The following is a 25,443-nucleotide window of genomic DNA, read 5'->3' as shown; positions in this document are numbered from 1 at the left end:
GACGCACTTAACTTTGTGTGGAGCGTTTTAAAGTGCGTCTGGCATTGTCTTTGGGTGGCGGAATGTTAATACAGAACGTTGATGCAGAGCCTTTGCTAACGGATTTGTAATCTTCGCGCCACCCTGCTGATAAGCAGCGAAAGTTACCCTTGGTCGATATTGAAACTCTCCCAGTCAATGGGCGAACTGTTGCAGTTCCATATCGGCCAGGGCGCTGTTGAATAACCACCGATATGTTCCGCTGCACTTTCGCAGAAACTTTGCCTCTATAGGGGCCGGAACCTGTTATGCCGACTTTCCCGAGAACACTTCCCCGGGCAGCCTGGCGCTGCTCTGCGGCGCTGCTGCTGGCGCTGCTGGCGCAGTCTCCGAGTGCTGCCGAGCCACCCGCGCTGAGCCTGGATAGCGCCTTGGCCAATGCCTTTGCCAACAACCCCGAACTGGCCGCCGCACGCTGGGAGATCGAGATCGCCCAGGGCGCTCGCCAACAGGCCGGGCTGATGCCCAACCCGGTGCTGTCGGTGGATGCCGAGGACACCCGCAGGGATACCCGCACCACCTCGGTCAAACTCAGCCAGGCGCTGGAACTGGGAGGCAAGCGCGGCGCTCGGGTGGAGCTGGCCAGCCGCGGACAGGCGCTGGCGTCCCTGGAACTGGAGCGACGGGGCAACCAGCTGCGGGCTGATGTCCTGGAGGCTTTCTACGCCGCCCTGCGGGCCCAGGAGCGCACGCAACTGGCCGGGCGTTCCCTGGCCCTGGCCGAGCGCGGTGTCACGGTGGCCCAGGGTCGGGTCAATGCCGGCAAGGCCTCGCCGGTGGAGGCCACCCGGGCCCAGGTGCAGTTGGCGGAAGTTCGCCTGGAACTCAATCGTGGCCAGATGGAGCAGGACAATGCCTATCGGCAGTTGGCCAGGGTCACGGGCGCTGCCACCACGGACTTTGCCGCCGTGCAGGAGCCCTCGCTGTCGGTGGTCACTCCGCCGGCTTCGGCGCAATTGCTGAATCGGTTGCAGGAGACCGCGGAGCTGCGTCTGGCGGAGCAGGAGATTGTCCAGCGCGAGGCGTCCCTGGGCCTGGAAAAAGCCCAGCGCATACCCGACCTCGACGTCAGCGTTGGCAGTCAGTACGACGCCAGTGCCCGCGAGCGGGTGAACCTGGTGGGCCTGTCGATGCCGCTGCCGCTGTTCAACCGCAACCAGGGCAATGTGCTGTCCGCCGCCCGGCGCGCCGATCAGGCCCGGGACCTGCGCAACGCCACCGAGCTGCGCCTGCGCAGCGAAACCCGCCAGGCCCTGGAGCAATGGAGCACCGCCAGGGGCGAGGTGCAGTCGTTCAACCAGATCATCCTGCCCGCAGCCCAGCGCGCGGTGGACAGTGCCACCCGGGGCTTCGAGATGGGCAAGTTCAGCTTCCTCGAAGTACTGGATGCCCAGCGCACCTTGATCAGCGCTCGCAGCCAGTACCTTGCCGCCGTGGCGCAAACCACCGATGCCTGGGTGCGGATCGAACGCATCTACGGCGACCTCAGCCGTTGGTGAAAGCCTGGTTGAGGGGCCTCGCGTGCCTGGCCGCCCTGCTGGTCAGCGATTGCAGCGGTACACCGCTGGCACCGCCGGATGAGCCGCCCCGGCACTGGTGCGTCCATGAATGGCACCGGGCTCTCGACGAACTTTTCTTTCCGCCTACCTCGTAAGGCGCTTTTCGCGCTGCCGAACATCGATTGTCAGGAGCACCCATGGATAAAAAACGCAGCCTTGTCATGGCCATTTCAGCGGTGGTCGGCCTGGGAGCGGCAGCCTTGCTGCTGCCGGACCTGTTCGCGACCCCCGCCCGCACCCAGGCACCTGCAGTGGCAGAGCCGGCCGGGCATGGCGAAGACGAACCTGAAGGGCATCTGGAGCTCAGCCCCGAGCAGATCCAGGCGGCCGGTATCGAGCTGGCCGAGGCCGGGCCCCGGCGCCTCAACCGCCTGCTCAGCCTGCCGGGGGAAATCCGCTTTGACGAGGATCGCACCTCCCACATCGTGCCCCGGGCTGCCGGCGTGGTGGAGTCGGTGCAGGTCAATCTCGGTCAGGCGGTCAAGCGTGGCGAGTTGCTCGCGGTCATCGCCAGCCAGCAGGTGTCTGACCTGCGCAGTGAATTGGCGGCTGCCGGGCGGCGGGTGGAACTGGCCCGTACCACTTTCGAGCGTGAACGCCAGTTGTGGGTCGACCAGATCTCCGCCGAGCAGGATTACCTGCTGGCGCGGCAGACCCTGCAAGAAGCGCAAATCGCCCTCGACAACGCCCGGCAGAAGATGAATGCCCTGAGTGGCAGCGCGCAGTTGGTGGGGGGCAATCGCTATGAAATGCGCGCGCCGTTCGATGGTGTGGTGGTGGAGAAACACCTCAGCGTCGGTGAAGTGGTAGACGAAACCAGCGCCGCTTTCACCCTGTCGGACCTGTCCCGGGTCTGGGCCACCTTTGGGGTGTTTCCCAAAGACCTGGACAAAGTCCGGGTCGGTCAGGCGGTGCATGTCAGCTCCAGTGAGCTGGGGACCCAGGTCCAGGGCCAGGTGGCCTACGTCGGCAACTTGCTGGGGGAGCAGACCCGGACCGCCACCGTGCGGGTGACCCTGGCCAACCCCGATGACGCCTGGCGTCCAGGGCTGTTCGTCTCGGTGCAAGTGGCCACCGAGGCCTTCGAAGCGCCGGTCAGCGTGCCGCAGACGGCGATCCAGACCGTGGAAGACCGGCCTTCGGTGTTTGTCCGGGTTGCCGAGGGCTTCCAGGCCACGCCGGTGGTCACCGGGGCCACTCAGGACGGTTTCGTCGAAATCCGCGAAGGCCTGGCCGCCGGTGCCCAGGTCGCCACCCGTGGCAGCTTCACCCTCAAGTCCGAGCTGGGCAAAGGCTCGGCCGACCATGGCCATTGATCGGTCACAGCACAGAGTGATTTCCCATGTTTGAGCGCCTCATTCAATTCGCCATCGAGCAGCGCATCATCGTCCTGTTGGCGGTGCTGCTGATGGCCGGGGTCGGCATCGCCAGCTACCAGAAGCTGCCGATCGACGCGGTCCCCGACATCACCAACGTCCAGGTGCAGATCAACTCCGCAGCGCCAGGGTTTTCGCCCCTGGAAACCGAGCAGCGCATCACCTTTCCCATCGAGACCGCCATGGCCGGCTTGCCGGGCTTGCAACAGACCCGCTCGCTGTCGCGCTCGGGCCTGTCCCAGGTGACGGTGATCTTCAAGGACGGCACCGACCTGTTCTTCGCCCGGCAACTGGTCAACGAGCGCCTGCAAGTGGCTCGTGAGCAATTGCCTGAAGGCGTGGAGGCGGTGATGGGGCCGATCTCCACCGGGCTGGGGGAAATCTTCCTCTGGACCGTGGAGGCCGAGGACGGTGCGCGCAAGGAAGATGGCACGCCCTACACCCCCACCGACTTGCGGGTGATCCAGGACTGGATCATCAAGCCGCAGCTGCGCAACGTGCAGGGCGTGGCGGAGATCAACACCATCGGCGGCTTCGCCAAGGAGTACCAGATCGCTCCGGACCCCAAGCGCCTTGCGGCCTACCAGCTGACCCTCAATGATCTGGTGACGGCTCTGGAGCGCAACAACGCCAACGTCGGCGCCGGCTACATCGAACGCAGCGGCGAGCAGTTGCTGATCCGTGCGCCGGGGCAACTGGCGTCCATCGAGGACATCGCCAACATCGTCATCAGCAGCAGCGACGGCACGCCGATCCGCGTGCGCAATGTCGCCCAGGTGCAGATCGGTCGCGAACTGCGTACGGGCGCGGCCACCGAGAACGGCCGGGAAGTGGTGCTGGGGACGGTGTTCATGCTGATCGGCGAGAACAGCCGCAGTGTGTCCCAGGCCGTGGCGAAAAAGCTCGAAGAGATCAACCGCTCGCTGCCCGCAGGGGTGGTGGCGGTCACGGTGTACGACCGCACCAACCTGGTGGAAAAAGCCATCGCCACGGTGAAGAAGAACCTCTTCGAAGGCGCGTTGCTGGTGATCGTGATTCTGTTCCTGTTCCTGGGCAATATTCGCGCCGCGCTGATCACCGCCCTGGTGATTCCGCTGTCGATGCTGTTCACCTTCACCGGCATGTTCAGCAACAAGGTCAGCGCCAACCTGATGAGCCTCGGCGCCCTGGACTTCGGCATCATCGTCGACGGCGCGGTGGTGATTGTGGAAAACGCCATCCGCCGCCTGGCCCATGCCCAGCAGCACCATGGCCGCATGCTGACTCGCTCCGAACGCCTGCACGAAGTCTTTGCCGCGGCCAAGGAAGCGCGGCGGGCGCTGATCTTCGGCCAGTTGATCATCATGGTGGTGTACCTGCCGATCTTTGCCCTGACCGGGGTGGCCGGGAAGATGTTCCACCCCATGGCCTTCACCGTGGTCATGGCCCTGCTGGGGGCGATGATCCTCTCGGTGACCTTCGTCCCGGCGGCCATTGCGCTGTTCGTCACCGGCAAGGTCAAGGAAGAGGAAAACCTGCTGGTGCGTAGCGCCAAGCGTGGCTACGCCCCGGTGCTGGACTGGGTCATGGGCCATCGTGCGACGACCTTCGCGGCGGCCGCGGCGATCCTGCTGGGCAGCGGTGTGCTGGCCAGCCGCATGGGCAGTGAATTCATTCCCAGCCTCAGCGAAGGCGACTTCGCCCAACAGGCCCTGCGGGTACCTGGCACCAGCCTCACGCAGTCGGTGGACATGCAGCAGCGTCTGGAGAAAACCCTGCTGGCGCAGGTGCCGGAGATCGAGCGGGTGTTTGCCCGCACCGGCACCGCGGAGATCGCCTCGGACCCGATGCCGCCGAATATTTCCGACAGTTACCTGATGCTCAAGCCCAAGGCGCAATGGCCGGACCCGGGCAAGTCCCGGGAGGCGTTGATTGCCGATATCCAGCGCGCCAGCGCCCTGGTCCCGGGCAGCGCCTATGAACTGTCGCAGCCGATCCAACTGCGTTTCAACGAGCTGATTTCCGGGGTGCGCAGCGATGTGGCGGTCAAGGTGTTCGGTGACGACATGACCGTGCTGAACAAGACCGCCAATGAAATCGCCACGGCCCTGCAGGGCTTGCCCGGTGCCTCGGAAGTCAAGGTCGAGCAGACCTCCGGCCTGCCAGTGCTGACCATCAATATCGACCGCGACAAGGCGGCGCGATTCGGCCTGAATGTGGGCGATGTGCAAGACACCATTGCGGTGGCGGTGGGCGGGCGCCAGGCCGGCACCCTGTATGAAGGCGACCGGCGCTTCGACATGGTGGTGCGTCTCTCGGACCAACTGCGTACCGACATTGACGGCCTTTCGCGGCTGCTGATCCCGATCCCGGCGACCGCGGGCACGGCCAACGGGCAGATCGGCTTTATCGCCCTGTCGGAAGTGGCCAGCCTCGATCTGGTGTTGGGCCCCAATCAGGTCAGCCGCGAGAATGGCAAGCGCCTGGTGATCGTCAGCGCCAACGTTCGCGGGCGGGATATCGGCTCCTTTGTCGAGGAAGCCACGGCGTTGATTGCCGGCAAGGTCAAGGTGCCCGCGGGGTACTGGACCACCTGGGGCGGCCAGTTCGAGCAATTGCAGGAAGCATCCCAGCGCCTGCAAGTGGTGGTGCCGGTGGCACTGCTGCTGGTGTTCGGGTTGTTGTTCATGATGTTCAACAACCTCAAGGACGGCCTGCTGGTGTTCACCGGCATTCCCTTTGCCCTGACCGGCGGGATCATGGCCCTGTGGTTGCGGGGTATTCCGCTGTCGATCTCGGCGGGGGTGGGGTTCATTGCACTTTCCGGTGTCGCTGTACTCAACGGCCTGGTGATGATTGCCTTTATCCGCAACCTGCGCGAGGAAGGGCGTTCGCTGTCCGTGGCGATTCATGAAGGCGCCCTGACCCGTTTGCGTCCGGTGCTGATGACCGCCCTGGTGGCGTCCCTGGGGTTTGTTCCTATGGCCCTGGCCACCGGCACCGGCGCCGAAGTGCAACGGCCCCTGGCGACGGTAGTGATTGGCGGCATCCTGTCGTCCACCATCCTCACCTTGCTGGTTCTGCCGGCGCTGTACCAATGGGCGCACCGCAAGGAAGAGGACTAGCGCCTGTCGCCGCTGCCGCAGGCTGTGAGCGGACTGGGCGGCACTCCGTCGAAGGGATGCGGCGGTCTTGAGGTCGCTGCGGGGTTGGCGGGGGATCGTCAGGCAAGGTCCTGCGGACCTTTGCGCAGCTTCGCCGTGGCTCAGCAGCGGCTACAGGGCCAGTGCCGATCGGGGATTTGTGTAGCCGCTGCCGCAGGCTGCGAACGGCCCGAAGGGACGCGGCGTTCTTGAGGCCGCTGCGAGTTCGGCGGGGGATCGTCAGGCAAGGTCCTGCGGACCTTTGCGCAGCTTCGCCGTGGCTCAGCAGCGGCTACAGGGCCAGTGCCGATCGGGGATTTGTGTAGCCGCTGCCGCGGGCTGCGAACGGCCCGAAGGGCCACGGCGGTCTTGAGGTCGCTGCGGGGTTTGCGGGAGATCGTCAGGCAAGGTCCTGCGGACCTTTGCGCAGCTTCGCGGGCTCAGCAGCGGCTACAGGGCGGGTGGGTTAGAGCCAGGCGGCATCCCAGAGGGGATAGTCGCCCACGCGCTGGACCAGTCCCGCTCGAACCGGGTTGTAGATGATGTAGCGGGCAAGCGCCTTGAGGTCTGCTTCGCGACGGATGGCCCGTTCGTAATACCCTTTTTGCCACAGTCGACCACGCTGGTTCAGGCGCTGGTTGATGTTGCGCCCGCTTCGTGACTTGAGCCGGCACAAGGACTCTTCCAGCGAGCATTTCTGCAGTTGGAACAACCAGTGAATGTGATCAGGCATGACCACCCAGGCCAGGGAGTGGATGAGTCCCGCTTCGTGTTGTGCCCTGATTTGTTCGACCACCAGCCGCCCCAGGTAGAAGTCGCTGAACATCGGGCGTCGCTGTTCGGTCACGGCGGTTATCGCGTAGATTCTACCGATCTGTGTGTGTCGTCCTTTGAGCAGGCGAAAACCATTGGATCGGAATTGCATTACCCGGCTCTCCCTGTGCTGGAATGATCCCTTCACGCTAGTCCTGGCTCGGCCTGTTAACAGATGTATCTCGTTAACACCTATGTCTCTCTTGCATCCCTGTAGCCGCTGCTGAGCCAAGGCGAAGCTGCGCAAAGGTCCGCAGGACCTTCAGCGATCCTCAGATGCAGCACCTGCTTCGCGGTCGTTCGCAGCCTGCGGCAGCGGCTACAGGTGTCAGTCCTGCGGCAGTTTTCGGGCAAAAAAAAAGCGCCCCATGCGGGACGCTAAAAATTCATCTCTTTCCAAAGGAGCATCAAAAAAACGCTTCAAGAGATGAATGTGCTCGGTAGGCCATCGCCGTTAAATATCTTCCTCGGCCGTAGCGGATGCGCCAGCGTCGCGAGGGGAAGTGCCGGTGCCAGCCGCGGCTGTTTGCTGACTGGCGTTGCCGTGAATCTGTTCCTGGCTGGCGAGGAAGGTGTCGCGGACCTGCTGTGGGCGTTCGCTGCCATCAGATGCCCAGACGGCGGAGCCGGTAGTGGCCAGAAGGCCGATCAACAATAGTCGGGTGGGACCCATGGTGTTTCTCCTGACAAGCTCGCCGGCCGGGGGAATCACGGCGGATTCGAGTGTGTTCAGGAGTATATGGAGGCCAACCTAACGAGAAGGTGAGGCCGATATTACAGTTCTGAAAGCCATGCGTCTGTGAAGAAGTTTTAACACCGGGCAGGCCGCAACCTGCCCGGCCAGACGCTTTAGAGCAGGGCCAGCGGGTACTCGACGATCAGTCGGAATTCTTCCAGGTCGGACTCGAACTGACTGGAGCGGATGGTCGCCTGGCGGATGCGCAGGGACAGGTCCTTGAGCGTGCCGCCCTGGAACACGTACTTGGCTTCGATGTCCCGCTCCCAGCGACGCTGATCGGTCAGCGGATCACCCGCCGCGTCGCGGCGCATGTACACCGAGTTGGCGTGGCTGTAGTCGGCGTCGCTGCCGCGCGCGTAGCGGGTCATGAACGACAGACCGGGAATGCCGAAGGTCTGCATGTCGAGGTCGTAGCGGACCATCCACGAACGCTCCTTGGGCGAGTTGAAGTCGCTGTACTGGATCGAGTTGTCGAGAAAGATCGAGTCCGACTGGCGCAGGTAGTCGAAGTCGTCGTTACCGTTGTTGCGCTGGTGCGACAGGGCCAGTGTGTGGGCGCCGTAGGTGGCGCCGACCTTGGCGCTCCAGATGTTGTTGTCGAACTCGCCCAGCAGTTTCTTGCCCTCGTCCACAGCCTTGTAATAGTTGAAGCCGCTGAACAGGGTCAGGTCGTCGGACACCGGGTAGTTCATCGCCGTGCCGAAGTAGTACTGATCCCAGGCGTCTTTCAGGCGGCTGCTGTAGAGGCTGAAACTCAGGTTGGGGTTGAACTTGTAGTCGCCACCGAAGTAGCCGACCCAGGGCGAGTCGACCTTGCCCGCGTAGAAGGTGGCGAAGCCGTCGCGCATGCCGCTGCTGTCGGGCTGGCTCATGGCGTGCAGGCGCCCACCCTGCAGGTTGAGACCGTCGAGGCTGGTGTTTTCCAGGGTCACCCCGCGAAAGCTTTCCGGCAGCAGGCGCGAGTCGCCGTAGTGCACCACCGGGGTCTTGGGGAACACGTCGCCGACTTTCAGCACGGTGTCCAGGGCCCGCAGTTTCACTGCGCCGCCGGCCTTGCCATAGCCGTCGGCGGGCTCGTTGTCGTGGTTCACCGGCAGCATGCCGAAGGAGCCACGGCCGCCGCTGCGCCCGCTGCCGGAGTCGAGCTTGAGGCCGTACATGGCAAAGGCGTCGATGCCGAATCCGACCGTGCCCTGGGTGAAGCCGGACTCGAACTGGCCGATCAGGCCCTGGGCCCAGGCTTCGGAGTAGCCGTTGCCGGTGGGGCTGGACTGGCCCTTGCGATCATCGCGGTTGAAGTAGTAGTTGCGCAGCAACAGGTCGAGGCGGCTGCCTTCGACAAAGCCTTCGGGTCGTTCCTCGGCGGTTACCGCCGCCACGGGACACAGCCCCAGTACCGCGGTAAGCACGGACAGGGACAGAGGGGGATTGATTCGCATGGGGTCGCTCCTGAGTGTTGGCAGCTATCAACTTTTATATCGCCAGAGGCGTTCTTATTGGGCGGACTGACCGGCGCAGAAGCGCCCTGAAAGTCGCTGTCGATAGTTGCAAACAGTCGATAACGGCGAGGTGACCCGGTGATTACAATTGTGCAAGAAAGGACGCTGGTAACGCTCGGCCAAAGCCTCTGAAACCCCCATGAACAGGGGCGATGGCAATGGGGGGGGAAGTTGCCTGAAGGGGCATTACAGATAAGTAATGTGCCCGCGATCATTCTGACAGGGTCGGTTCCTTATCCTCGCTGGAGTCAACTGGACGAGGAAACTGTCATGAAGCTTTTCAACTTGAGTATCGCCGCGTTGCTGCTGTCCATTTCTGCCCTGGCCCTGGCCGAGGGCGGTGGTGATCGCACCTTTACCCGCGCCATGCTGGAGAACCAGAAGGCCATGGAGCGCTATGCCGCGAGCCAGGGCAAACCGGCACCGGTGGTGCAGAGCTACCGCTATGGCATGGCGCTGGATATCGCCAGGGTGGTCAATGTGACGCCTGCGGCCAAGTCCTGCGAGGTGGTGCCCTCGCGCATGACGTATGAAGACTCCGCCGGTCAGCTCAAGACCATCGAATATCAGGTGGTGGGTCAGTGCCGCAACAACGGCAGCTGACTCTGGTGTCGTGCCCTCAGGCGTCGCCTGGTTCGGGGTGCAGGGCAATGATCATGTCGACTTCCACCGAGGCGTTTTTCGGCAGCTGATAGACCCCCAGCGAAGTGCGTGTGTGCACGCCGGCCTCGGTAAACACCGAATACAGGATCTCTGAGGCGCCATCCGCCACTTCGCTCTGCTGGGTGAAGTCCGCCGCGCTCTGCACATAGACGTTGATTCGCAGAATGCGCTTGATCCGCTGCAGGTCGCCGAGCATCTGTTCCAGGATCGCCAGGGCTCGTAGGGTACAAATCTGTGCCCCGTGCCGGGCCTGCTCCAGGGACGTCTCGGCACCCACCCGGCCGACCACCATCACCGTGTTGTCGATGCGCGGGATCTGCCCGCTGACATAGACCTCATCACCGTTACGCACCGCCGGTACATAGTTGCCGCCAATGCGCATTTCGCCTTCGAAACTGTGGCCGATCCGGGCTGCCGCCTGCTGGAAAAGTGCCTTGCGTGTTGCGTCCATAGTCCAACTCCGTCGATCGCCGTGGAATTTCCAGAAGCCGACTATACGCGCTCCAACGCGGCGATGAATCTTCGGCGAAAGCCCCGTATCGACGGGCTTTGCCTGCCGTTGAAATTTTTTGGTCGGACAAGTCGCAGTTGCTATTAAGAAAATTCTTTCAGGGCCGATGTTAGGCCCAAAGCAGCCCATTTTTTCAGTCCCCCGTCCCCGGTGCATCCTCATGTTCAATAAACGCTTGAAGCAAGAGTTGTCGGCGCTTCGTGAAGAACTCTCGAGCCTTCAGCAAGTGAAGGAAAGTCTTGAAAGCGAGATGCTCGTGATCAATTTGAGCGCCGATGGACGGATTCAATCGGTCAACCACAACTTCGCCCAGGAAATGCTCTACAAGGGAGGCGATCTGGTGGGCCGTGCCCTGGAGGACATCGTCCCGGAACACGTCAAGCACGACGAGTTCCATCAGCGCTTCAAGGCGACCCTGGCCCGGGGCGAGCATTTTGCCGGGGCGGTGCGCTTGCTGCGGGGCAACGGTGAGGAGGCCTGGCTGCGCGCCATTTCCCAGCCGATTCGCGACTCAGAGGGCCGGATCAAGTACTTCGCGATCTTTTCCAGCGACCTGACCCGCACCATCGAAGCCTCCCGCGAGCACGAGAACCTGATCGGCGCGCTGATGCGTTCCACCGCGCTGATCGAGTTCGATCTCAATGGCCATGTGCTGACCGCCAATGACCGTTTCCTGGCCGGGATGGGTTACAGCCTGGCGCAGATCAAGGGCAAGCATCACCGCATGTTCTGTGAGCCGGAGGAGTACAACAGCGCGGCCTACCAGGCGTTCTGGAGACGCCTGAATGCCGGGGAATTCATCGCTGAACGCTTCAAGCGGATCGATGCCCATGGCCGGGTGGTCTGGCTGGAGGCCTCCTACAACCCGGTGCTGGACGCCAACAACAAGCTCTACAAGGTGGTGAAGTTCGCCACGGTAATCACCGATCAGGTGAATCAGGAAATGGCCGTGGCCGAAGCGGCCAACATTGCCTACAGCACCTCGTTGCAGACCGACAACAGCGCCCAGCGCGGCACCACGGTGGTCACCGAGGCGGTGAACGTCATGCGTGATCTGGCCAAACACATGCAGGAGGCCGGCGAGGGTATCGGCGCTCTGAACGAGCAATCCCTGGTGATTGGCAGCATCGTCAAGACCATCAGCGGAATTGCCGAGCAGACCAACCTGCTGGCGCTCAATGCGGCGATCGAGGCAGCCCGTGCCGGTGAGCAGGGACGGGGTTTTGCCGTGGTCGCCGATGAGGTCCGGCAACTGGCCTCGCGTACCAGCAAGGCCACCGAAGAAATCGTCGGCGTGGTCCGGCAGAACCAGGACATGGCCCGTGAAGCCGTGGAGTTGATGGCCGAAGGTAAGCTGCAGGCCGAGCAGGGCCTGGCCCTGGCCGCAGAAGCCGGCACGGTGATCGTCGAGATCCAGGACGGCGCACAGAAAGTGGTGAGCGCGGTGGGTCAGTTCGCCAATCAACTGTCGACCTGAGTCATGGGGCCCCGGTGACGGGGCACCGCTCATCCTCTGGGCACGGCGTTCGCCGGCTCCGATGGCCTTGAGGAAATTTCCGAAGAGGCCTTAAGAATATTCTGAAACGCTGCGCATGGCTTGGAGAAAGGTCACGCAGCGCCGATGGCAAGAGGGTCGCTGTATCCACTCTTAGTCTGTCGGTGTATCCATGTTCAACAAACGTTTGAAGCAACAGCTTGCCACCTTGAGCGACGAGCTGAATGCTCTGCAGCAATTCAAGGCCTGTCTGGAAACCCAGGTGCTCAGCATCGAACTGGACGGCGAGGGGGTGATCCGTCGGGTCAACCAGAACTTCACACGCACCCTGGGCCTTGATGGCCAACAGCTCTGTGGGCAGCCCCTGGAGCAGATTGTGTCGCGCCACACCCAGGCGACGCAGTTGTATCGCACTTTCCAGGCGGCCCTGGGGCGCAACGAAGGCTACATCGGCCAGTTGCGCCTGCAGCGGGGCGACGGCCGCGACGCCTGGTTGCATACCTGCGTGCAGCTGATCCATGACAGCGCCGGACGCCTGGACCACTACTCGCTGATCTGCAGCGACCAGACGGCGTCGGTGGAAAGCGCCTGCGAGCATGAAAACCTGATGGCGGCGTTGCTGCGTTCCACTGCGGTGATCGAGTTCGATCTGCAAGGCCGGGTGCTGACCGCCAACCCGCGTTTTCTGGCCTGCATGGGTTACCGCCTCGATGAAGTCCAGGGCCAGAACCACCGTCTGTTTTGCGAACCCCAGGAATATGAGGGGCCGTCGTACCAGGAGTTCTGGGCGCGCCTGAACGCTGGCGAGTATGTCGCCGACCGCTTCAAGCGTATCGACAGCCAGGGGCGTGTCGTGTGGCTCGACGCCTCTTACAACCCGGTGCTGGATGCCAACGGCCAGCTGTACAAAGTGGTGAAGTTCGCCACCGTGATCACCGAGCAGGTGAACCAGGAACGCTCGGTGGCCGAGGCTGCCGACATCGCCTACAGCATCTCCCGCCAAACCGATACCAGCGCCCAGCGCGGCTCGGCGGTGGTCACTCAAACCCTGGACGTGATGCGTGACCTGGCCAAGTGCATGCAAGACGCCGGTGACGGTATTGAAGCCCTGAACGAGCAGTCCCTGGTGATTGGCAGCATCGTCAAGACCATCAGCGGGATTGCCGAGCAGACCAACCTGCTGGCCCTCAATGCGGCGATCGAGGCCGCTCGGGCCGGTGAACAGGGGCGCGGTTTCGCCGTGGTCGCCGACGAGGTCCGGCAACTGGCCTCGCGTACCAGCAACGCCACCGACGAAATCGTCGGTGTGGTCCGGCACAACCAGGACATGGCCCGCTCGGCGGTGGAACTGATGGCCGAAGGTCGCCAGCAAGCCGAGCAGGGCCTGACCCTGGCGGCGGAGGCCGGCGCGGTGATTGTCGAGATCCAGGACGGTGCGCAGAAAGTGGTGGGCGCGGTGGGGCAGTTCGCCAGTCAGCTGTCCAGCTGAGTGTCACGCTGAGGGTTCAAGTTTCGCGTCCGCCTGGCCCAGCGGACGCGGAGGGTTTCAGTGTTGCAACGGCCCATGGCATTCGTAATGCAAACGGTCGAACCACTGCCCGTGCAGCAGGAAGCTGCGGCGTGAATGGCCGTAGCAGGAGAATCCTGATGCTTCCAGTACCCGCACCGAGCCGAGGTTCTCCGGGCGGGCGTTGGCTTCGATGCGGCTCAGTTGCAATTCCCCGAAGGCCCGTTGCCGGACTTGCTCCACCGCCGTCTTGGCGATGCCGCGGCCGTTGAAGCGGGCGCCCACTCGATAGCCCAGTTCGGCGCAATTGAAGTAGGCGCGCTGCACCCGGTGCAGGTTGATGCGTCCCACCAGCTGTGAGTTTTCACGGATCAGGAATTGATAGCCGCGATCCGCTTCGGCGTCCTGTCGAGCCTGGGCGATGGCTTCGGCGACGCCTTCGACACAGTAGTACGCGGCGGGTCGGGCGTTGATCGAGGTCTCGAAAAAAGCGCGGTTCTCTTGTTCAAAAGCTAGCAGTTCATGCACGTCGTCAGGCTGCGGGGCGGTGATGTACAGGTGCGTCATGGTCCGGTGGCCTCAATCCGTTGGAGGCGCTTTCATCTCACGTTCTGCAGGTCGGCTTCAAGTCTCCAGGTGCGGTTTGATCAGTTCGGCAAACCATTCGATGAACACATTGAGACGGCGCGAGCGATGGCGGCGGTCGGGGTACAGTGCGCTGATTTCCATGGGCGCCACCGGCAGGTCATGAAGCACCTGCACCAATTCGCCGCGCTCCAGTAGATGCTGCACATCGAAGCGCGGCACCTGGATCAGCCCCAGGCCCTGGCGACAGCAGGCAATGTAGTTCTCGACGTTGTTGACGATCACCCGACTGGGCAGGCCCAGCAGGTGCTCGCGACCTTCCTGCAGGTATTCCCAGGGCAGCTCTCGACCCGTGTCCGGGCAGGCGTAGCCCACCATCCACTGGCCGTTCTGCAGGTCCTGATGGCTGTGAGGCTCGCCATGTTCGGCGAGGTAGGCGGGGCTGGCGCAGTTGATCAGCGCCAGGCGTCCCAGGGGACGGGCGATCAGGCTGCTGTCCGCCAGGCTGCCGACGCGGATCGCGCAGTCGATGCCTTCCTGGACCAGGTCGATGCTGCGATCGCAGGCCCCCAGCGCCAGTTGCAGGCCGGGGTATTGCGCCAGCCATTGGGGCAGGGCGGGCACGATCAGGCGCCGGGCGATGCGGCTGGGTACGTCGATGTTCAAACGTCCACTGACATCCACCTGGCGATGCTGGAACAGTTGGCTGAGTTCGGATGCATCCGCCAGCAGACGCCGGGCTCGCTCCAGAAGGATGGCGCCGTCGGCGGTCAATTGCACATGCCGGGTCGTGCGGTGCAGCAGGCGCGTGCCGAGGCCGGTTTCCAGTTGCTGCACGGCGGAGGAGACGGTGGCCCGTGGCAGTTCCAGGACATGGGCGGCCTTGATGAAGCTGCCCATGTCGGCCACCTGGATGAACACGCGGTATTGTTCAAGCTTATCCATCGTATGAACGATCCTGGTCCGGGGGACGCCGAGCGGCAATGGATCGCGGCATCGTCCGAGGCGATCGATGCAGCGGCTCGGCAGGCCAATTTACCCCTTGGGCGCCAGGATTACTTGGTGGTGTAGCCGCCGTTGATCAGTAAGGTCTGACCGGTGATCCACCAACCCTCGGTCACCAGGTGACGAATGAAGGGCACCACATCCTCGATATCAGTGAGTCCGGTCTTGCTCGAAGGCGACAGGGCCGCAGCGCTCTTGTGGTAGGCCACCGCGTCCTCCCCTTCGGCAGGGTAGAAGAACGGTGTATCCATGGGGCCTGGCCCGACAGCGGTGACCGAGATGCCGCGGGCGCCGAACTCCTTGGCGGCGGCCCGGGTGAAGTGTTCCACCGGGGCCTTGGAACCGCCATAGGCGGCATAGAACGGGGTGAAGGCTCCCAGCAGCGACGTCACCAGGGTCACCAGCTTGCCGTTGTCCTCCAGGTGTTTGCCGGCTTCCTTGATAAAGAAGAACGCGCTCTTGGCATTGACCGCAAACATCTGGTCGTACTCGTCTTCGCTGATGTCGACTATGGGTTTTTTCAGCACCTTGCCCACGGTGTTGATGGCGATGTCGATCTTGCCGAAACGCGCCTTGACCTCGCTGAACAGACGCTCCACGGCACTGGCGCTGGTGAGGTCGGCCTGCCAGGCGTGGGCCTCGACCCCCAGGTCCTTGAGCGCCGCCAGGGTACGCTCGGCGTCGGCCTGGCTGGCGCTGCTGTTGTAGTGCACGGCCACGGCTTTGGCCCCGTGACTGGCAAGATCACGGGCAATCAGGCCGCCGAGGTTTTTCACCCCTCCGGCAATCAGCACGACTTTGTTGTTCAGGGAATGATCGGCCATGGTGCGGCTCCTTCGACGGTTGGTGAAGGCTGAGTCTAGTCTTTGGAAGGGCGCGGATAAGCCGTCGGCGGCTGGACGGATTATCCAGAAAATCCATCCAATGCCGCGGTCTGCCATAGGGCTGGATAGGGCTACAATCGGATTTTTTTCAGGAGCCTGCCATGCCTGCATTTCGTCGTTCGGTCCCTCTGGAAAAGGCCTACCGCCTGCTCAATCACGGTCCTACGGTGCTGGTCAGCGCGGCCCATGGCGGCCAGCGCAATATCATGGCCGCGGCCTGGGCGATGCCCCTGGATTTCGAGCCGCCGAAAGTTGCCGTGGTGCTCGACAAGTCCACCTGGACCCGGCAACTGCTGGAGGCTTCGGGCACCTTCGTCCTCAACGTGCCCTGCGCCGCTCAAGTGGACATTGTGCAGAGCCTGGGCAACAGCTCCGGACTGGAGCTGCACCACGCCGGGCGCGACAAGTTTTGCGCCTATGGTTTGTCGACCTTTGCCGGCCAGGCCCTTGAGGCTCCGCTGCTGGAAGGTTGCGTGGCCTGGCTGGAATGCCGGCTGTTGCCCGAGCCCCACAATCACCAGCAGTACGACCTGTTCCTCGGTGAGGTGATTGCGGCCCAGGCCGATGCCCGAGTGTTCAGCGAAGGGCGTTGGCACTTCGAGGGCCAGGACTCGCTGCGCACCCTGCACCATGTAGCGGGTGGGCATTTCCTGACCATTGGCGACGCCGTTGATGGTCGTCAGTTGCCCCAGGCCGGTGAGGTTTGAGTCAACGTCTGCTGGGCGTGATCCAGCACCTGCAAGTCCAGCGCTCTGCCGCCGACCGGGTCTTGGCTACCAGCTCACCTGGCCCAGGGCGTCGGCGAAGGCGTTGAGTTTCGGCGAGCATTGGCGTGAGGGCGGGTAGACCAGGGACAGTTCCCGGCAGCGCCCGTCATGGGCCTGGAGAATCGGCACCAGATGGCCTGCGTCGATGGCATCGCGCACGGCGAACTCCATCAACTGGGCGATGCCGAAGCCGCCCAGCACCGCGTCCACCAGGGCATCGCCGATGTCGAAGATCAGCCGCCCCTGCACCGCCAGGTCCAGAGGCTTGCCCTGGTCCATGAACTGCCAGTCCACCAGGCGGCCGCTGCGCAGGTTGCGCACGGTGAGGCAGTTGTGCTGCTGCAAGTCCGCCAGTTGCCGGGGCGTGCCATGGCGCTGCAGATAAGCCGGCGCCGCCACCGTTACCCAGCGCAGGGGCGCCAGGGGGCGGGCGATCAGGCGCTGGTCGTTGATCACCCCGGTACGCAGCACTGCGTCGAAGCCTTCGTCGATGATGTCCACCACCCGATCGGTCATGACCGCCTCGATGCTCAATTCGCGATAGCGGGTGGTCAGCTCGCCAATGACCGGCATCACCACCTTGCGCCCGAACAGTGAAGGGGTGCTGATCTTCAGCGCTCCGGTGGGAGAGTCCCGGCGGTCCAGCAGCAAGTGCTCGGTATGGGCCAGTTCTGCCAGCAGCGGTCCTGCCCGGTCCACCAGAACCTGGCCGTCCGGGGTCAGGCTGACACTGCGGGTATTGCGTTGCAGCAGGCGCACGCCCAGTTGCTGTTCCAGGCGGGAAATGGCCCGGGACAGGCCGGATTGGGTCAGCCCCAGGTCGCCGGCGGCCCGGGTGAAACTGCGGGTCTCGGCCACCCGGACCAGCAGGCGAAGGGCGTTCAGATCCATGATTAAAGTCATTACTGAAAGAGGAAGTGGCGTATTTATCATTTAAACGGCATCGATGACACTGGGCGCCGCCTATTTCAGACAAGGATTTTCGCAATGTCCGCGACCCCGTTAGCCAAGCCGTCGGGCTGGATGCTGTTACTGCTGGCCACCGCGCAGTTGATCATCGCCCTGGACGCCACCATCGTCTTTGTTGCCCTGCCGGACATTGGCCAGCGTCTGGGGTTCTCCGCCCAGCAATTGCAGTGGGTGGTCAGCGCCTACAGTGTGGCCTTTGGCGGCTTCCTGCTGCTGGGCGGGCGTGCGGCGGACCTGTTGGGCAAGCGGCGTTTCTACATCATTGGCCAGTCCCTGTACGCCCTGGCGTCCCTGGCCGGCGGCCTGGGCGGCAGCGCCCTGTTGCTGGTGCTGGCCCGGGCCGTGCAGGGCGTGGGCGGGGCGATGCTGTTCCCGGCCACCCTGGCCCTGATCAACACCTGGTACGCCGAAGGCCCGGCCCGTAACCGCGCCTTTGCGGTGTGGAGCGCGGCCTCGGCGGCGGGGCTGGCCCTGGGGGCCTTGCTGGGCGGGGTGTTGACCCAGTACTGGGGCTGGGAAGCGGTGTTCCTGGTCAACGTGCCCCTGGCCGGTGCCTGCGCACTGATGGCCCGACGTTGGATTCCCGCCGACCCGGCGCGCCCGCGTGGCCGTCAGTTCGATCTGCGCGGTGCCCTGACCGTGACCCTGGGGGGCACCTTGCTGGTGTTTTCCATTGTTCAGGGGCCGGAGTGGGGCTGGACCGCGCCGACGACCCTGGCTTGCCTGATGCTGTCCCTGGCGTTGCTCTGGCTGTTTGTCCGACTCGAACAGCGCAGCCCGGACCCGCTGATGCCGCTGCGTTTGCTGGGTTATCCACAACTGCGCATGGCCATGGTGATTACTGCATTGTTCATGAGCAGCTTTGGCGTGCAGTACTACTTTCTCAGCCTGTATTTCCAACAGGTCTACCAGTTCAGCGTGTTGCAGAGCGGCTTGGCGTTCCTGCCTTCGACCCTGCTGTGCACAGCCGGGATCTGGGTGGCGGAACGGGCGCTGCTGCGCATCGGCTTGCGGGCGACCCTGGTCAGCGGCTTGCTGCTCGGGGCGCTGGGCATCGGCATGATGTACCTGGCTTTGCCCGGCAGCAGCGGTTTTGTCGGCCTGTTGCCGGGAATCGTGGTCATGAGCATCGGCCAGGGTATGACCTGGACCTCGATGTGGGTCTCGGCCGGGCAGGGTATCGCAGCGTCCGAGCAAGGGGTGGCAGCGGGGGTGGCCTCCACCAGTCAGCAAATCGGCGGGGCCCTGGGGCTGGCGCTGCTGGTGTCCCTGGCCAATACCTTGAGCCCTGAGGGCAATCAGGCTCATGGCATTGAAATGGCCACTGCGGCCAGCGCCCTGCTGGCCTTGCTCGGGGCCCTGCTGGCGCTGCGCTTGCCCCGGGTCTCACCGGCATTGCCGGCCTGTTCCGTGGCCCAGGGCTGAGGCGCGTTCAGTGGGGCTGGGGCAAGTGGCGGCGCACGGCCCACAGCACCCCGGCCAGCAACAGCAGGGCCGCCGAGCTTTGCAGCAGGCTCGGCAGGTGTTGCAGGCAGATAAAACCGTACAGCAGGGCAAACAGGGTCTCGAACACGATCAACTGGCCGCTGAGCGTCAGCGGCAAGCGCCGGGTCGAGGCGTTCCACATGCGATTGCCGAACCAGGAACCCAGCACGGCACTGGACAGGCTCAGGCCCCAGAACAGCATCCAGCGTTGCTCGCTGGCCTCGACCTGGGTGCCCGGCAGGGAGAAAGTCTCCGCCAGCAGCCAGATCAGAGCGCTCATCAGCCCGGTGGTGATGCCCCACAGGGTCGACCACTGGCTGCTGTTGAAACGGCTGCCCTTGAGGTAGCGGGCGTTGTCGGTGGCGAACCAGGTCCAGCACAGCAGGGCGCCAAAGGCGCAGAGCAGACCCAGGGCGCGCTGGCCCAGCTCGGGTGAATCGCCAGGCGCGGTCAGCAGGGTGTCGAGGTTGATGCAGCAGATGCCGGCGAACACCAGCAGCAGGGGCCAGCGCAGGCGGCGCAAGGGCACGGCGTCGGCGTCGCCGCGTCCGGCCAGGGTAATGGTCAGCGGCAGCAGGCCGACGATCAGCGCGGTGCTGGCTACCCCGGCCCACTGGATGGCGCTGGCCAGGAGCATGAAATAGATCAGGTTGCCGGTCAGCGCCAGCTTCACCAGCAACCCGGCATCGCTCCAGGTCAGGCGTTGCAGCAGCTCCCGGGCCTGGGGCGCAGCCAGGAGCAGGGAGAATGCACCATACAGGGTGAAGCGGGCACAGCTGAGCATCAGCGGACTGAACTCCGGCAACAGGCTGGGCACCACAATGGCCAGGCCCCAGACCGCACCGGCCAGGGCGGCGTAAGCAACTCCGCGTTTCATGCACACACTCGCAGCGATTCAGCAAAGCGCGCAGCCTAGTCATTGCTGACCGAGTGGACAAAGGATATATAGGCACCTACCTATTCTTCCGGGGAATGCCTGATGAGCCGCTTTGCCCGTCATTTGCCACCATTGGAAACCCTGGTGACCTTCGAGGCGGTGGGGCGCAACGCCAGTTTCACCCGCGCCGCCACCGAGCTGTGCCTGACCCAGAGCGCAGTGAGCAAGCAGATCCGTGCCTTGGAGCTGTCGCTCAAGACCGAGCTGTTCGAGCGTCAGGCCCGGGGGGTGAAACTCACCGCCAGCGGTGCCTCGCTGTTCGCCGAGGTCAGCACTCAGTTGGAGGCGTTACTGCGCAGCGTCAGTCGCCTGCGGGCCGGGCGCGATGCCAACACCGTCACCGTGCAATGCACCCATGCAGTGGCGCAGTTCTGGCTGTTTCCGCGCTTGCTGGCGTTCAACAAACAGCACCCGGACATCACCGTGAGCATCCACGCCAACAATGACATGGACGAGTCCAGCGTGGCCGAACACGACTTCGCCATTCTCTACGGCGCCGGGCATTGGTCGTCCCTGACCGCCACGCCGTTGTTCGCCGAGATGGTCTATCCCATCGCCAGCCGGCGCCTGGAGTTGCCGGCCATTGACGCGCTGGCGCAGCTGGCCGAGCTGCCCTTGATCCAGCTGGATGCCTCGGCCTGGAACTGCATCGACTGGCGCGACTGGTTCCGGCATTTCGGCCTGGACTACAGCGCGCCGCCAGGGGCCATGGGTTTCAATCAATTGACGCTGATGTTCAGCGCCGTGCAGCAGGGCATGGGGGTGGGCCTGGGCTGGGATTTCATGGCCAGCGAGTTGGTGGCGCAAGGCGAGTTGCAGCGCGTCGGCCAGTGGGCGTTTCGCACCGGGCAGGCAGACTTTCTGGTGCATGTGCGGCACAAGCGCCTGTCTGCCAGCGGCCAGTTGTTTCGCGACTGGCTGGTGGCGCAGGCGAGTGAATGAGCGCCCGGGGCGGTGTGCCAGCCCCGCTGCCTGGATCAGAGGCTGGCGCGGGGCACACTGAAGCGGAACTCGCTGCCCTTGCCCGGTTCGCTGTGGGCCTCGATCTTGCCGCCGTGGGCCTGGATGATGCCCTGGGTGATGTACAACCCCAGGCCGGTGCCGTTGGGGTTGCCTTCCTTCAGGGTCCAGTAGCGGTCGAAGATGAACGGCAGCTGGTCGGCGGGAATGCCTTCCCCGGTGTCGCGGACGCTGAAGACGATCTGCTCGCCGTCGGACATCGCCACCACCCCGACCTTGCCTTGCTTGGGGGTGAACTTGATGGCGTTGCCCACCAGGTTCGACAACACCTGGAACAACCGCTCGGGATCGGCATGGATGGTCAGCTCGGGCTCGGCGTGGAAGCTGATGTCGATGGCCTTGTCCAGGGCCAGGGGGGCCAGCAGCGAATAGGCCTCTTCAAAGATCTGGCTCACCTCCAGCGGCTGTGGCGCGATGCTGTAGCGCCCGGCTTCGATCTTCGAGGTGTCCAGCAAGTCCTCCAGCAGGTTGTTCATGCGGCTGGCGGCCTGTTGCATGGTGTCGATGGCCGAGGAAATGCGTCGTGACGTATGCGGGCCGTCAGAGCTGAAGGCCTTTTGCATCATGCCGCAGAGCATGGAAATCACCGTCATCGGGTTGCGCAGGTCGTGGGACACCACCGCCACCAGCTCGTCCCGGGCGCGCACGGCCTGTTGTTCACGCAGGACCTGGCGCGCCAGGTCGTGTTCCAGGGCCGAGCGCCGCAGATCGTTGGCGGCGAAGCGGTCGCCGTGGCTCCACTTGCTGGAGATCCCGGCCATTTCCACCTTCCAGATCTCGAACGAGGTGCGCGGTCGCAGGCGCAGGCCGGCGTCGGAGTTTTCCAGGTCCAGGGGCTTTTGCGGGTTGCCGCTCCAGTGGATGTTTTCCTTCACCTCCGGGCGGAACCACAGCACGCCGTTATCCACAGGTTTGGGCAGACTCATGGCCAGGACACCGCTGGCGACCTGTTGATAACTCGCCGCCGGCGGGTACACGCTGGCCAGGTGATGGCTGGCAAACACCGCTTCCCCCGTGCCTTGCAGCCAGCGATGCAGCGCGCGGATTTCGTCCTGGGGCGGGCACTGGCCGAAGCAGTGCAACTGTTTGTCCTCGATGATCGCCACACCGCCGGCTTGCGTCAGGTCCAGCAGCACCTGCGGCGCCTGGGTCAAGCCGTCGAAGACGCTGCCGCTGGCGTCGCGCATGGCCTGGTCGAGGCTGGCCAGGGCGGCGACTTTCTCTTCCCGCTGCCGGCTCAGGTCCAGGGCTTGCATGGCGCTGATCTGCAACGACAGCACCTGGCCAATGGTCTGGCAGGCAATGCGCAGTTCGTGGGGCACCAGCAGCGGCTGGCGGTTGCCGCAGCTGATCAGGCCCCAGAGCTGATCGTCCTTGAGCAGGGAAATGCTCATGGACGACAGCACGCCCATGTTCTTCATGTACTGGCAGTGAATTGGCGACACGCTGCGCAGGGTGGCGAAACTCAGGTCCAGGGGCTGCTGGGTGTCCGGGCGCAGGGTCGGCAGCAGCGGCACCGGCTGGTAGTCGGCATTGGGAATGATCCGCAGCCAGTTGCTGCGGTACAGCTCGCGGGCCTGTTGGGGAATGTCCGAGGCGGGGAAGAACAGGCCGTTGAACACCTCCATGTCGGGGCGGGTGGCTTCGGCGATCACCTGGCCGTGGCCTTCCTCCTCGAAGCGGTAGATCAGCACCCGGTCGTAGCCGGTCATGGCCTGGATCTCGCTGACGCTGATGGCGTACAGCTCGTGCAGGGTCCTGGCCGCTTGCAGGCGCCGCAGCAGGCGCCCGAGATTCTCGGTCTGTTGCTTGAGGTGCTGGTGCTGTGGGTGATCGGGCTGGATTTCCAGCTCCAGCATCAGCACCCCTTGATGGCGATGCAGCAGGGCTTCGAAAGGTGTTCCGTTGAGTGACAGGTGCAGCGGCGGAGCATCGAACAGCTGATCCTGTTGCAGCACTTCACGGATGCGTTGAGCGTCCGTTTCTCCCAGCAACTGCTCCAGGGGGTGACCCAGCAGCGAATCGGCGGGCTGGCCCAGTAGGGGCTCGACGTTGGCGCTGATCTGCTGGATGCGCAGTTGCGGTTCGCACAGGGTCAGCAACACACCGTGGGGCTGGATCGCTCCCGGAGAGTGGATGGGTTCGTTGGCGCAATTGGCCAGCAACTGTTCGAAGGTTTGGGATTCTTGGGGGGTCATAGCAGCACCTCGCGGCGGTCGAGCCAGCGTTCGAAACAGGCAAATGTGGATTGCGCGGCGCTGACCAGGTGTCGGCGTGTGCTCGCGTCTTCGGGCATGCGCCCCAGGTAGTCGAGAAAGTCCTTCCAGCGCCGCCCGGTGGCAGTGCCATAGACGTCGAGAAAGGCGCCGCCGTTGTCGGCATCCAGATCCAGGCGCCGGGCCATTTCCCGGCGCAGAATCTGTCCGCCCAGGGTCGCGCCTTCCAGTACGTAGAGCACGCCCAGGCAGGCCCCGGCGCTGGCCAGAGGCGGCAGCTGCTCACAGCGGGGCAGGGCCTCGATGCCGGCGACATCCAAGCCCAGGGCACGCAGATCCCCGAACAGGGTCGGGGTCTTCAGACGTTGGCTCAGGTCATAGCCCGCAGGGATCAGGCCGCTGTTCTGCAGGGTCGCTTCCAAGGGGTGATAGAAGCCGTAATAGGCCTGGATCAGGCGTCGATACCAGGGCGCATCAAGCCGCTCACAGAAGAACGGCAGGCGTTTCTCCAGGGCAACGTGCAAGGTCGCGGTGCCGGTGCGCAGGTCTTGAAGCAGGGTGGGCGTGGTGCTGGCTTGGTGCGGTGTCGGCATGCAGGGATCAGGGGTCGCAACAGGTAGTGGACGCGCCATGGGCGTCATCAAAAGCCGGGGCCAGGCTGGCATCCCCGCGATAGAGCCATCGCACAGAAAAAATCGGAGCGTCACTTTACCCGTGCTTTTTCCCTCGACGTAGGGGTTTTGTCACACCGTCGGTCGGTCAGCAGCGTTGATTGAGTGGCGTGTCAAAGCGTCTGACCTCACCGGTGCGGTGGAAATTCCCTTTTCCACCTTGCAGATTCGGGCCGGGGTCAGATCCAGACGTCGTTCTGTGCCGTACGTTCGCCGCCTTGATCGCCGGTGTTGAGCACGCCCTTGGGCTCGATCAGCAGCAGTTTGACCTCCTGCTCGGCCCAGGGCTTGTGTTCGACGCCCTTGGGCACCACGAACATCTCGCCGCTGCCGATGGACACCTGGCCGTCACGAAAGTCGATGTGCAGCAGGCCGTCGAGCACGATGAAGGTTTCGTCGGTGTCGGCGTGGCTGTGCCAGACGAACTCCCCTTGCAGCTTGGAGATCTTGAACTGGTAGTCATTCATCTCGGCGATCACCTTGGGGGTCCAGTGTTCGCTGAACAGGCCGAGTTTGTTGGCGAAGTTGATGCTTTGGTAGGCGTCTTGCGGGGCAGGGTTTTGCATGTTGCGGTCCACCTCAGTGATGAATGAGCACTGAGGGTAAACAGCTAGGGGCGCCGGCTTCTTGAACGATCGTGTGTGGCTCAGCGGCCGAGCATCTTCAGCCAGCGAGCGGGAGGCAGGCCGTAGGTCTGGCGAAACTGTCGGGTCATGTGGCTCTGGTCGGAGAAACCCGCCATCAGCGCCGCATTGGCCAGGGACTGGCCCTGCACCAGCAGGGCGCGGACCAGGTCCAGGCGGCGCATGCTCAGGTAGCGATAGGGGCTGGTGCCGAACAGCAGGCGAAAGTCCCGGGACAGGCTCCAGCGGTCGCGTTCGCTATGGGCTGCCAACTCGTCCAGGGTGAGGGTCCGGTCCAGGGCGCTGTGGATGTACTCTCGGGCGCGTTCTGCCGCTACGTAGTCGAAGCGCTGGCGGGACCGCGGGACTCCGGACACGCTGTTCAAGGCGTGGGCCAGGTCGAACAGCGCGTCTTCCTGTTCCAGCGGATCGAGGGGGCCGTCGACGCTGCGCAGCAGGGTCTCGGTGGCGGCGAACAGCCGCGGGTCATTGGACAGGCCGCCGGCAATGAAGGGCAGTGGCTGGCCGCCGAGGATCTGCTGGATCAGCGCCGGCTCGACATACAGCATGCGGTAGTGAAAACCGTCGTGGGTGCCGGCCTCGCCGTCGTGGGGCTCGTCGGGGTGCAGGACCATGGTGGCCCCAGGCAGGCTGTGGCGCCAGCCGCCGCGGTACTGGAAGCTCTGCACCCCGCGCAGGGTGCGGCCGATGGCGTAGGTGTCGTGGCGGTGCATGTCATAACCATGGCCGGCGAAATACGCCTCGATGCGCTCCAGGCCCCGGGCGGGCGGCGCGCGGTGAACCCAGTCGGTGACAGCGGTGGGTTTGGCCATGGAACGGTCCTGATGGATGAAGCCGAGGGCGGTACGTTAACTCAGGGGCGCGCTGGCTGTCTTGTCCCTCGGCTCACGCCGTGGCAGTTCTACCGGAAGAAGGGGGGCCTTGCAGGATGGATCAG

At 64.0% G+C, this 25,443-nt stretch carries 22 protein-coding genes and 2 pseudogenes; 11 read left to right on the top strand and 13 right to left on the bottom strand.

The window, feature by feature from the left end:
* Positions 1-287 precede the first annotated feature (287 nt).
* From DWF74_RS10765 to DWF74_RS10755, 3 genes are all read left to right on the top strand, one after another.
* Positions 288-1,538 (top strand): TolC family protein, encoded by a 1,251-nt coding sequence (locus DWF74_RS10765; RefSeq protein WP_115580936.1) that lies wholly within the window; start codon positions 288-290, stop codon positions 1,536-1,538.
* Between the two features lie 197 nt (positions 1,539-1,735).
* Entirely contained in the window at positions 1,736-2,914 is a 1,179-nt protein-coding gene (locus DWF74_RS10760; protein WP_102860202.1) for an efflux RND transporter periplasmic adaptor subunit, read from the top strand.
* 26 nt (positions 2,915-2,940) lie between these two features.
* A complete protein-coding gene (locus tag DWF74_RS10755; protein WP_115580935.1) occupies positions 2,941-6,078 on the top strand; it encodes a CusA/CzcA family heavy metal efflux RND transporter in 3,138 nt (1,045 codons plus the stop codon).
* Positions 6,079-6,562: 484 nt separating this feature from the next.
* Here DWF74_RS10755 and DWF74_RS10750 read toward each other — a convergent pair whose 3' ends face one another.
* From DWF74_RS10750 to DWF74_RS10740, 3 genes are all read right to left on the bottom strand, one after another.
* Positions 6,563-7,021: an REP-associated tyrosine transposase gene (locus DWF74_RS10750; protein ID WP_102860204.1), complete on the bottom strand. Its 459-nt coding sequence runs from the start codon at positions 7,019-7,021 to the stop codon at positions 6,563-6,565.
* Between the two features lie 342 nt (positions 7,022-7,363).
* On the bottom strand, positions 7,364-7,582 hold the full coding sequence (locus tag DWF74_RS10745) for a hypothetical protein (RefSeq protein WP_102880967.1): 219 nt from the start codon (positions 7,580-7,582) through the stop codon (positions 7,364-7,366).
* A 176-nt stretch (positions 7,583-7,758) separates the two neighbouring features.
* Complete coding sequence (locus DWF74_RS10740; RefSeq protein WP_115580934.1) at positions 7,759-9,087, bottom strand: OprD family porin; 1,329 nt, start codon at positions 9,085-9,087, stop codon at positions 7,759-7,761.
* 330 nt (positions 9,088-9,417) lie between these two features.
* On the opposite strand from DWF74_RS10740, the gene DWF74_RS10735 reads away from it, so the two are divergent.
* Positions 9,418-9,750, top strand: coding sequence for a DUF2790 domain-containing protein (locus DWF74_RS10735; RefSeq protein ID WP_102860207.1), 333 nt, complete (start codon positions 9,418-9,420; stop codon positions 9,748-9,750).
* 16 nt (positions 9,751-9,766) lie between these two features.
* Here the strand turns inward: DWF74_RS10735 and DWF74_RS10730 are convergent, their stop codons facing one another.
* Positions 9,767-10,261: a RidA family protein gene (locus DWF74_RS10730; RefSeq protein WP_115580933.1), complete on the bottom strand. Its 495-nt coding sequence runs from the start codon at positions 10,259-10,261 to the stop codon at positions 9,767-9,769.
* A 166-nt stretch (positions 10,262-10,427) separates the two neighbouring features.
* Here DWF74_RS10730 and DWF74_RS31000 point away from each other — a divergent pair.
* The 4 genes and pseudogenes from DWF74_RS31000 to DWF74_RS30985 form a co-directional block, all read left to right on the top strand.
* Positions 10,428-11,204, top strand: a pseudogene (locus DWF74_RS31000) (PAS domain-containing protein); the annotation flags it as partial.
* Between the two features lie 60 nt (positions 11,205-11,264).
* On the top strand, positions 11,265-11,798 hold the full coding sequence (locus DWF74_RS30995) for a methyl-accepting chemotaxis protein (RefSeq protein ID WP_240322062.1): 534 nt from the start codon (positions 11,265-11,267) through the stop codon (positions 11,796-11,798).
* A 190-nt stretch (positions 11,799-11,988) separates the two neighbouring features.
* Positions 11,989-12,714: pseudogene (locus DWF74_RS30990) on the top strand (PAS domain-containing protein); the annotation flags it as partial.
* Positions 12,697-13,305 carry a methyl-accepting chemotaxis protein gene (locus tag DWF74_RS30985; RefSeq protein ID WP_240322061.1) on the top strand — a complete coding sequence of 203 codons (609 nt, stop codon included), beginning with the start codon at positions 12,697-12,699 and terminating at the stop codon, positions 13,303-13,305. The pseudogene DWF74_RS30990 and the gene DWF74_RS30985, both read left to right, overlap by 18 nt.
* 57 nt (positions 13,306-13,362) lie before the next feature.
* On the opposite strand, the gene DWF74_RS10715 is transcribed toward DWF74_RS30985, so the two are convergent.
* The 3 genes from DWF74_RS10715 to DWF74_RS10705 form a co-directional block, all read right to left on the bottom strand.
* Positions 13,363-13,890, bottom strand: a complete 528-nt coding sequence (locus DWF74_RS10715; RefSeq protein ID WP_115580932.1) for a GNAT family N-acetyltransferase — start codon at positions 13,888-13,890, stop codon at positions 13,363-13,365.
* Positions 13,891-13,947: 57 nt separating this feature from the next.
* A complete protein-coding gene (locus tag DWF74_RS10710) occupies positions 13,948-14,853 on the bottom strand; it encodes a LysR family transcriptional regulator (RefSeq protein WP_102860212.1) in 906 nt (301 codons plus the stop codon).
* A gap of 110 nt (positions 14,854-14,963) precedes the next feature.
* Complete coding sequence (locus DWF74_RS10705) at positions 14,964-15,737, bottom strand: SDR family oxidoreductase (protein ID WP_115580931.1); 774 nt, start codon at positions 15,735-15,737, stop codon at positions 14,964-14,966.
* Positions 15,738-15,898: 161 nt separating this feature from the next.
* On the opposite strand from DWF74_RS10705, the gene DWF74_RS10700 reads away from it, so the two are divergent.
* Complete coding sequence (locus tag DWF74_RS10700; protein ID WP_110652201.1) at positions 15,899-16,504, top strand: flavin reductase family protein; 606 nt, start codon at positions 15,899-15,901, stop codon at positions 16,502-16,504.
* 66 nt (positions 16,505-16,570) lie between these two features.
* On the opposite strand, the gene DWF74_RS10695 is transcribed toward DWF74_RS10700, so the two are convergent.
* On the bottom strand, positions 16,571-17,455 hold the full coding sequence (locus DWF74_RS10695) for a LysR family transcriptional regulator (RefSeq protein WP_102860215.1): 885 nt from the start codon (positions 17,453-17,455) through the stop codon (positions 16,571-16,573).
* A 96-nt stretch (positions 17,456-17,551) separates the two neighbouring features.
* Between DWF74_RS10695 and DWF74_RS10690 the strand changes: the two genes are divergently transcribed.
* Positions 17,552-18,958, top strand: a complete 1,407-nt coding sequence (locus DWF74_RS10690; RefSeq protein WP_115580930.1) for an MFS transporter — start codon at positions 17,552-17,554, stop codon at positions 18,956-18,958.
* A 7-nt stretch (positions 18,959-18,965) separates the two neighbouring features.
* Here the strand turns inward: DWF74_RS10690 and DWF74_RS10685 are convergent, their stop codons facing one another.
* Positions 18,966-19,895 carry a DMT family transporter gene (locus tag DWF74_RS10685; protein WP_115580929.1) on the bottom strand — a complete coding sequence of 310 codons (930 nt, stop codon included), beginning with the start codon at positions 19,893-19,895 and terminating at the stop codon, positions 18,966-18,968.
* Between the two features lie 102 nt (positions 19,896-19,997).
* On the opposite strand from DWF74_RS10685, the gene DWF74_RS10680 reads away from it, so the two are divergent.
* A complete protein-coding gene (locus DWF74_RS10680; RefSeq protein ID WP_102860218.1) occupies positions 19,998-20,897 on the top strand; it encodes a LysR substrate-binding domain-containing protein in 900 nt (299 codons plus the stop codon).
* Between the two features lie 35 nt (positions 20,898-20,932).
* Here the strand turns inward: DWF74_RS10680 and DWF74_RS10675 are convergent, their stop codons facing one another.
* From DWF74_RS10675 to DWF74_RS10660, 4 genes are all read right to left on the bottom strand, one after another.
* Positions 20,933-23,173: an ATP-binding protein gene (locus tag DWF74_RS10675; protein WP_115580928.1), complete on the bottom strand. Its 2,241-nt coding sequence runs from the start codon at positions 23,171-23,173 to the stop codon at positions 20,933-20,935.
* The gene (locus DWF74_RS10670; protein ID WP_115580927.1) at positions 23,170-23,784 is read right to left on the bottom strand and encodes a biliverdin-producing heme oxygenase; all 615 of its coding nucleotides are present in this window, start codon (positions 23,782-23,784) and stop codon (positions 23,170-23,172) included. The genes DWF74_RS10675 and DWF74_RS10670 overlap by 4 nt, the downstream gene beginning before the upstream one ends.
* Positions 23,785-24,041: 257 nt before the next feature.
* Positions 24,042-24,428 (bottom strand): cupin domain-containing protein, encoded by a 387-nt coding sequence (locus tag DWF74_RS10665; protein ID WP_102860221.1) that lies wholly within the window; start codon positions 24,426-24,428, stop codon positions 24,042-24,044.
* Positions 24,429-24,508: 80 nt separating this feature from the next.
* On the bottom strand, positions 24,509-25,318 hold the full coding sequence (locus DWF74_RS10660) for an AraC family transcriptional regulator (protein WP_102860222.1): 810 nt from the start codon (positions 25,316-25,318) through the stop codon (positions 24,509-24,511).
* Positions 25,319-25,443 lie beyond the last annotated feature (125 nt).

The organism is Pseudomonas protegens (assembly GCF_003363755.1).
GTDB classification, from domain to species: Bacteria; Pseudomonadota; Gammaproteobacteria; order Pseudomonadales; family Pseudomonadaceae; genus Aquipseudomonas; species Aquipseudomonas danubii.
Note: the sequence above shows the minus strand (reverse complement) of the source record. Positions and strands in the feature narration are given on the sequence as shown.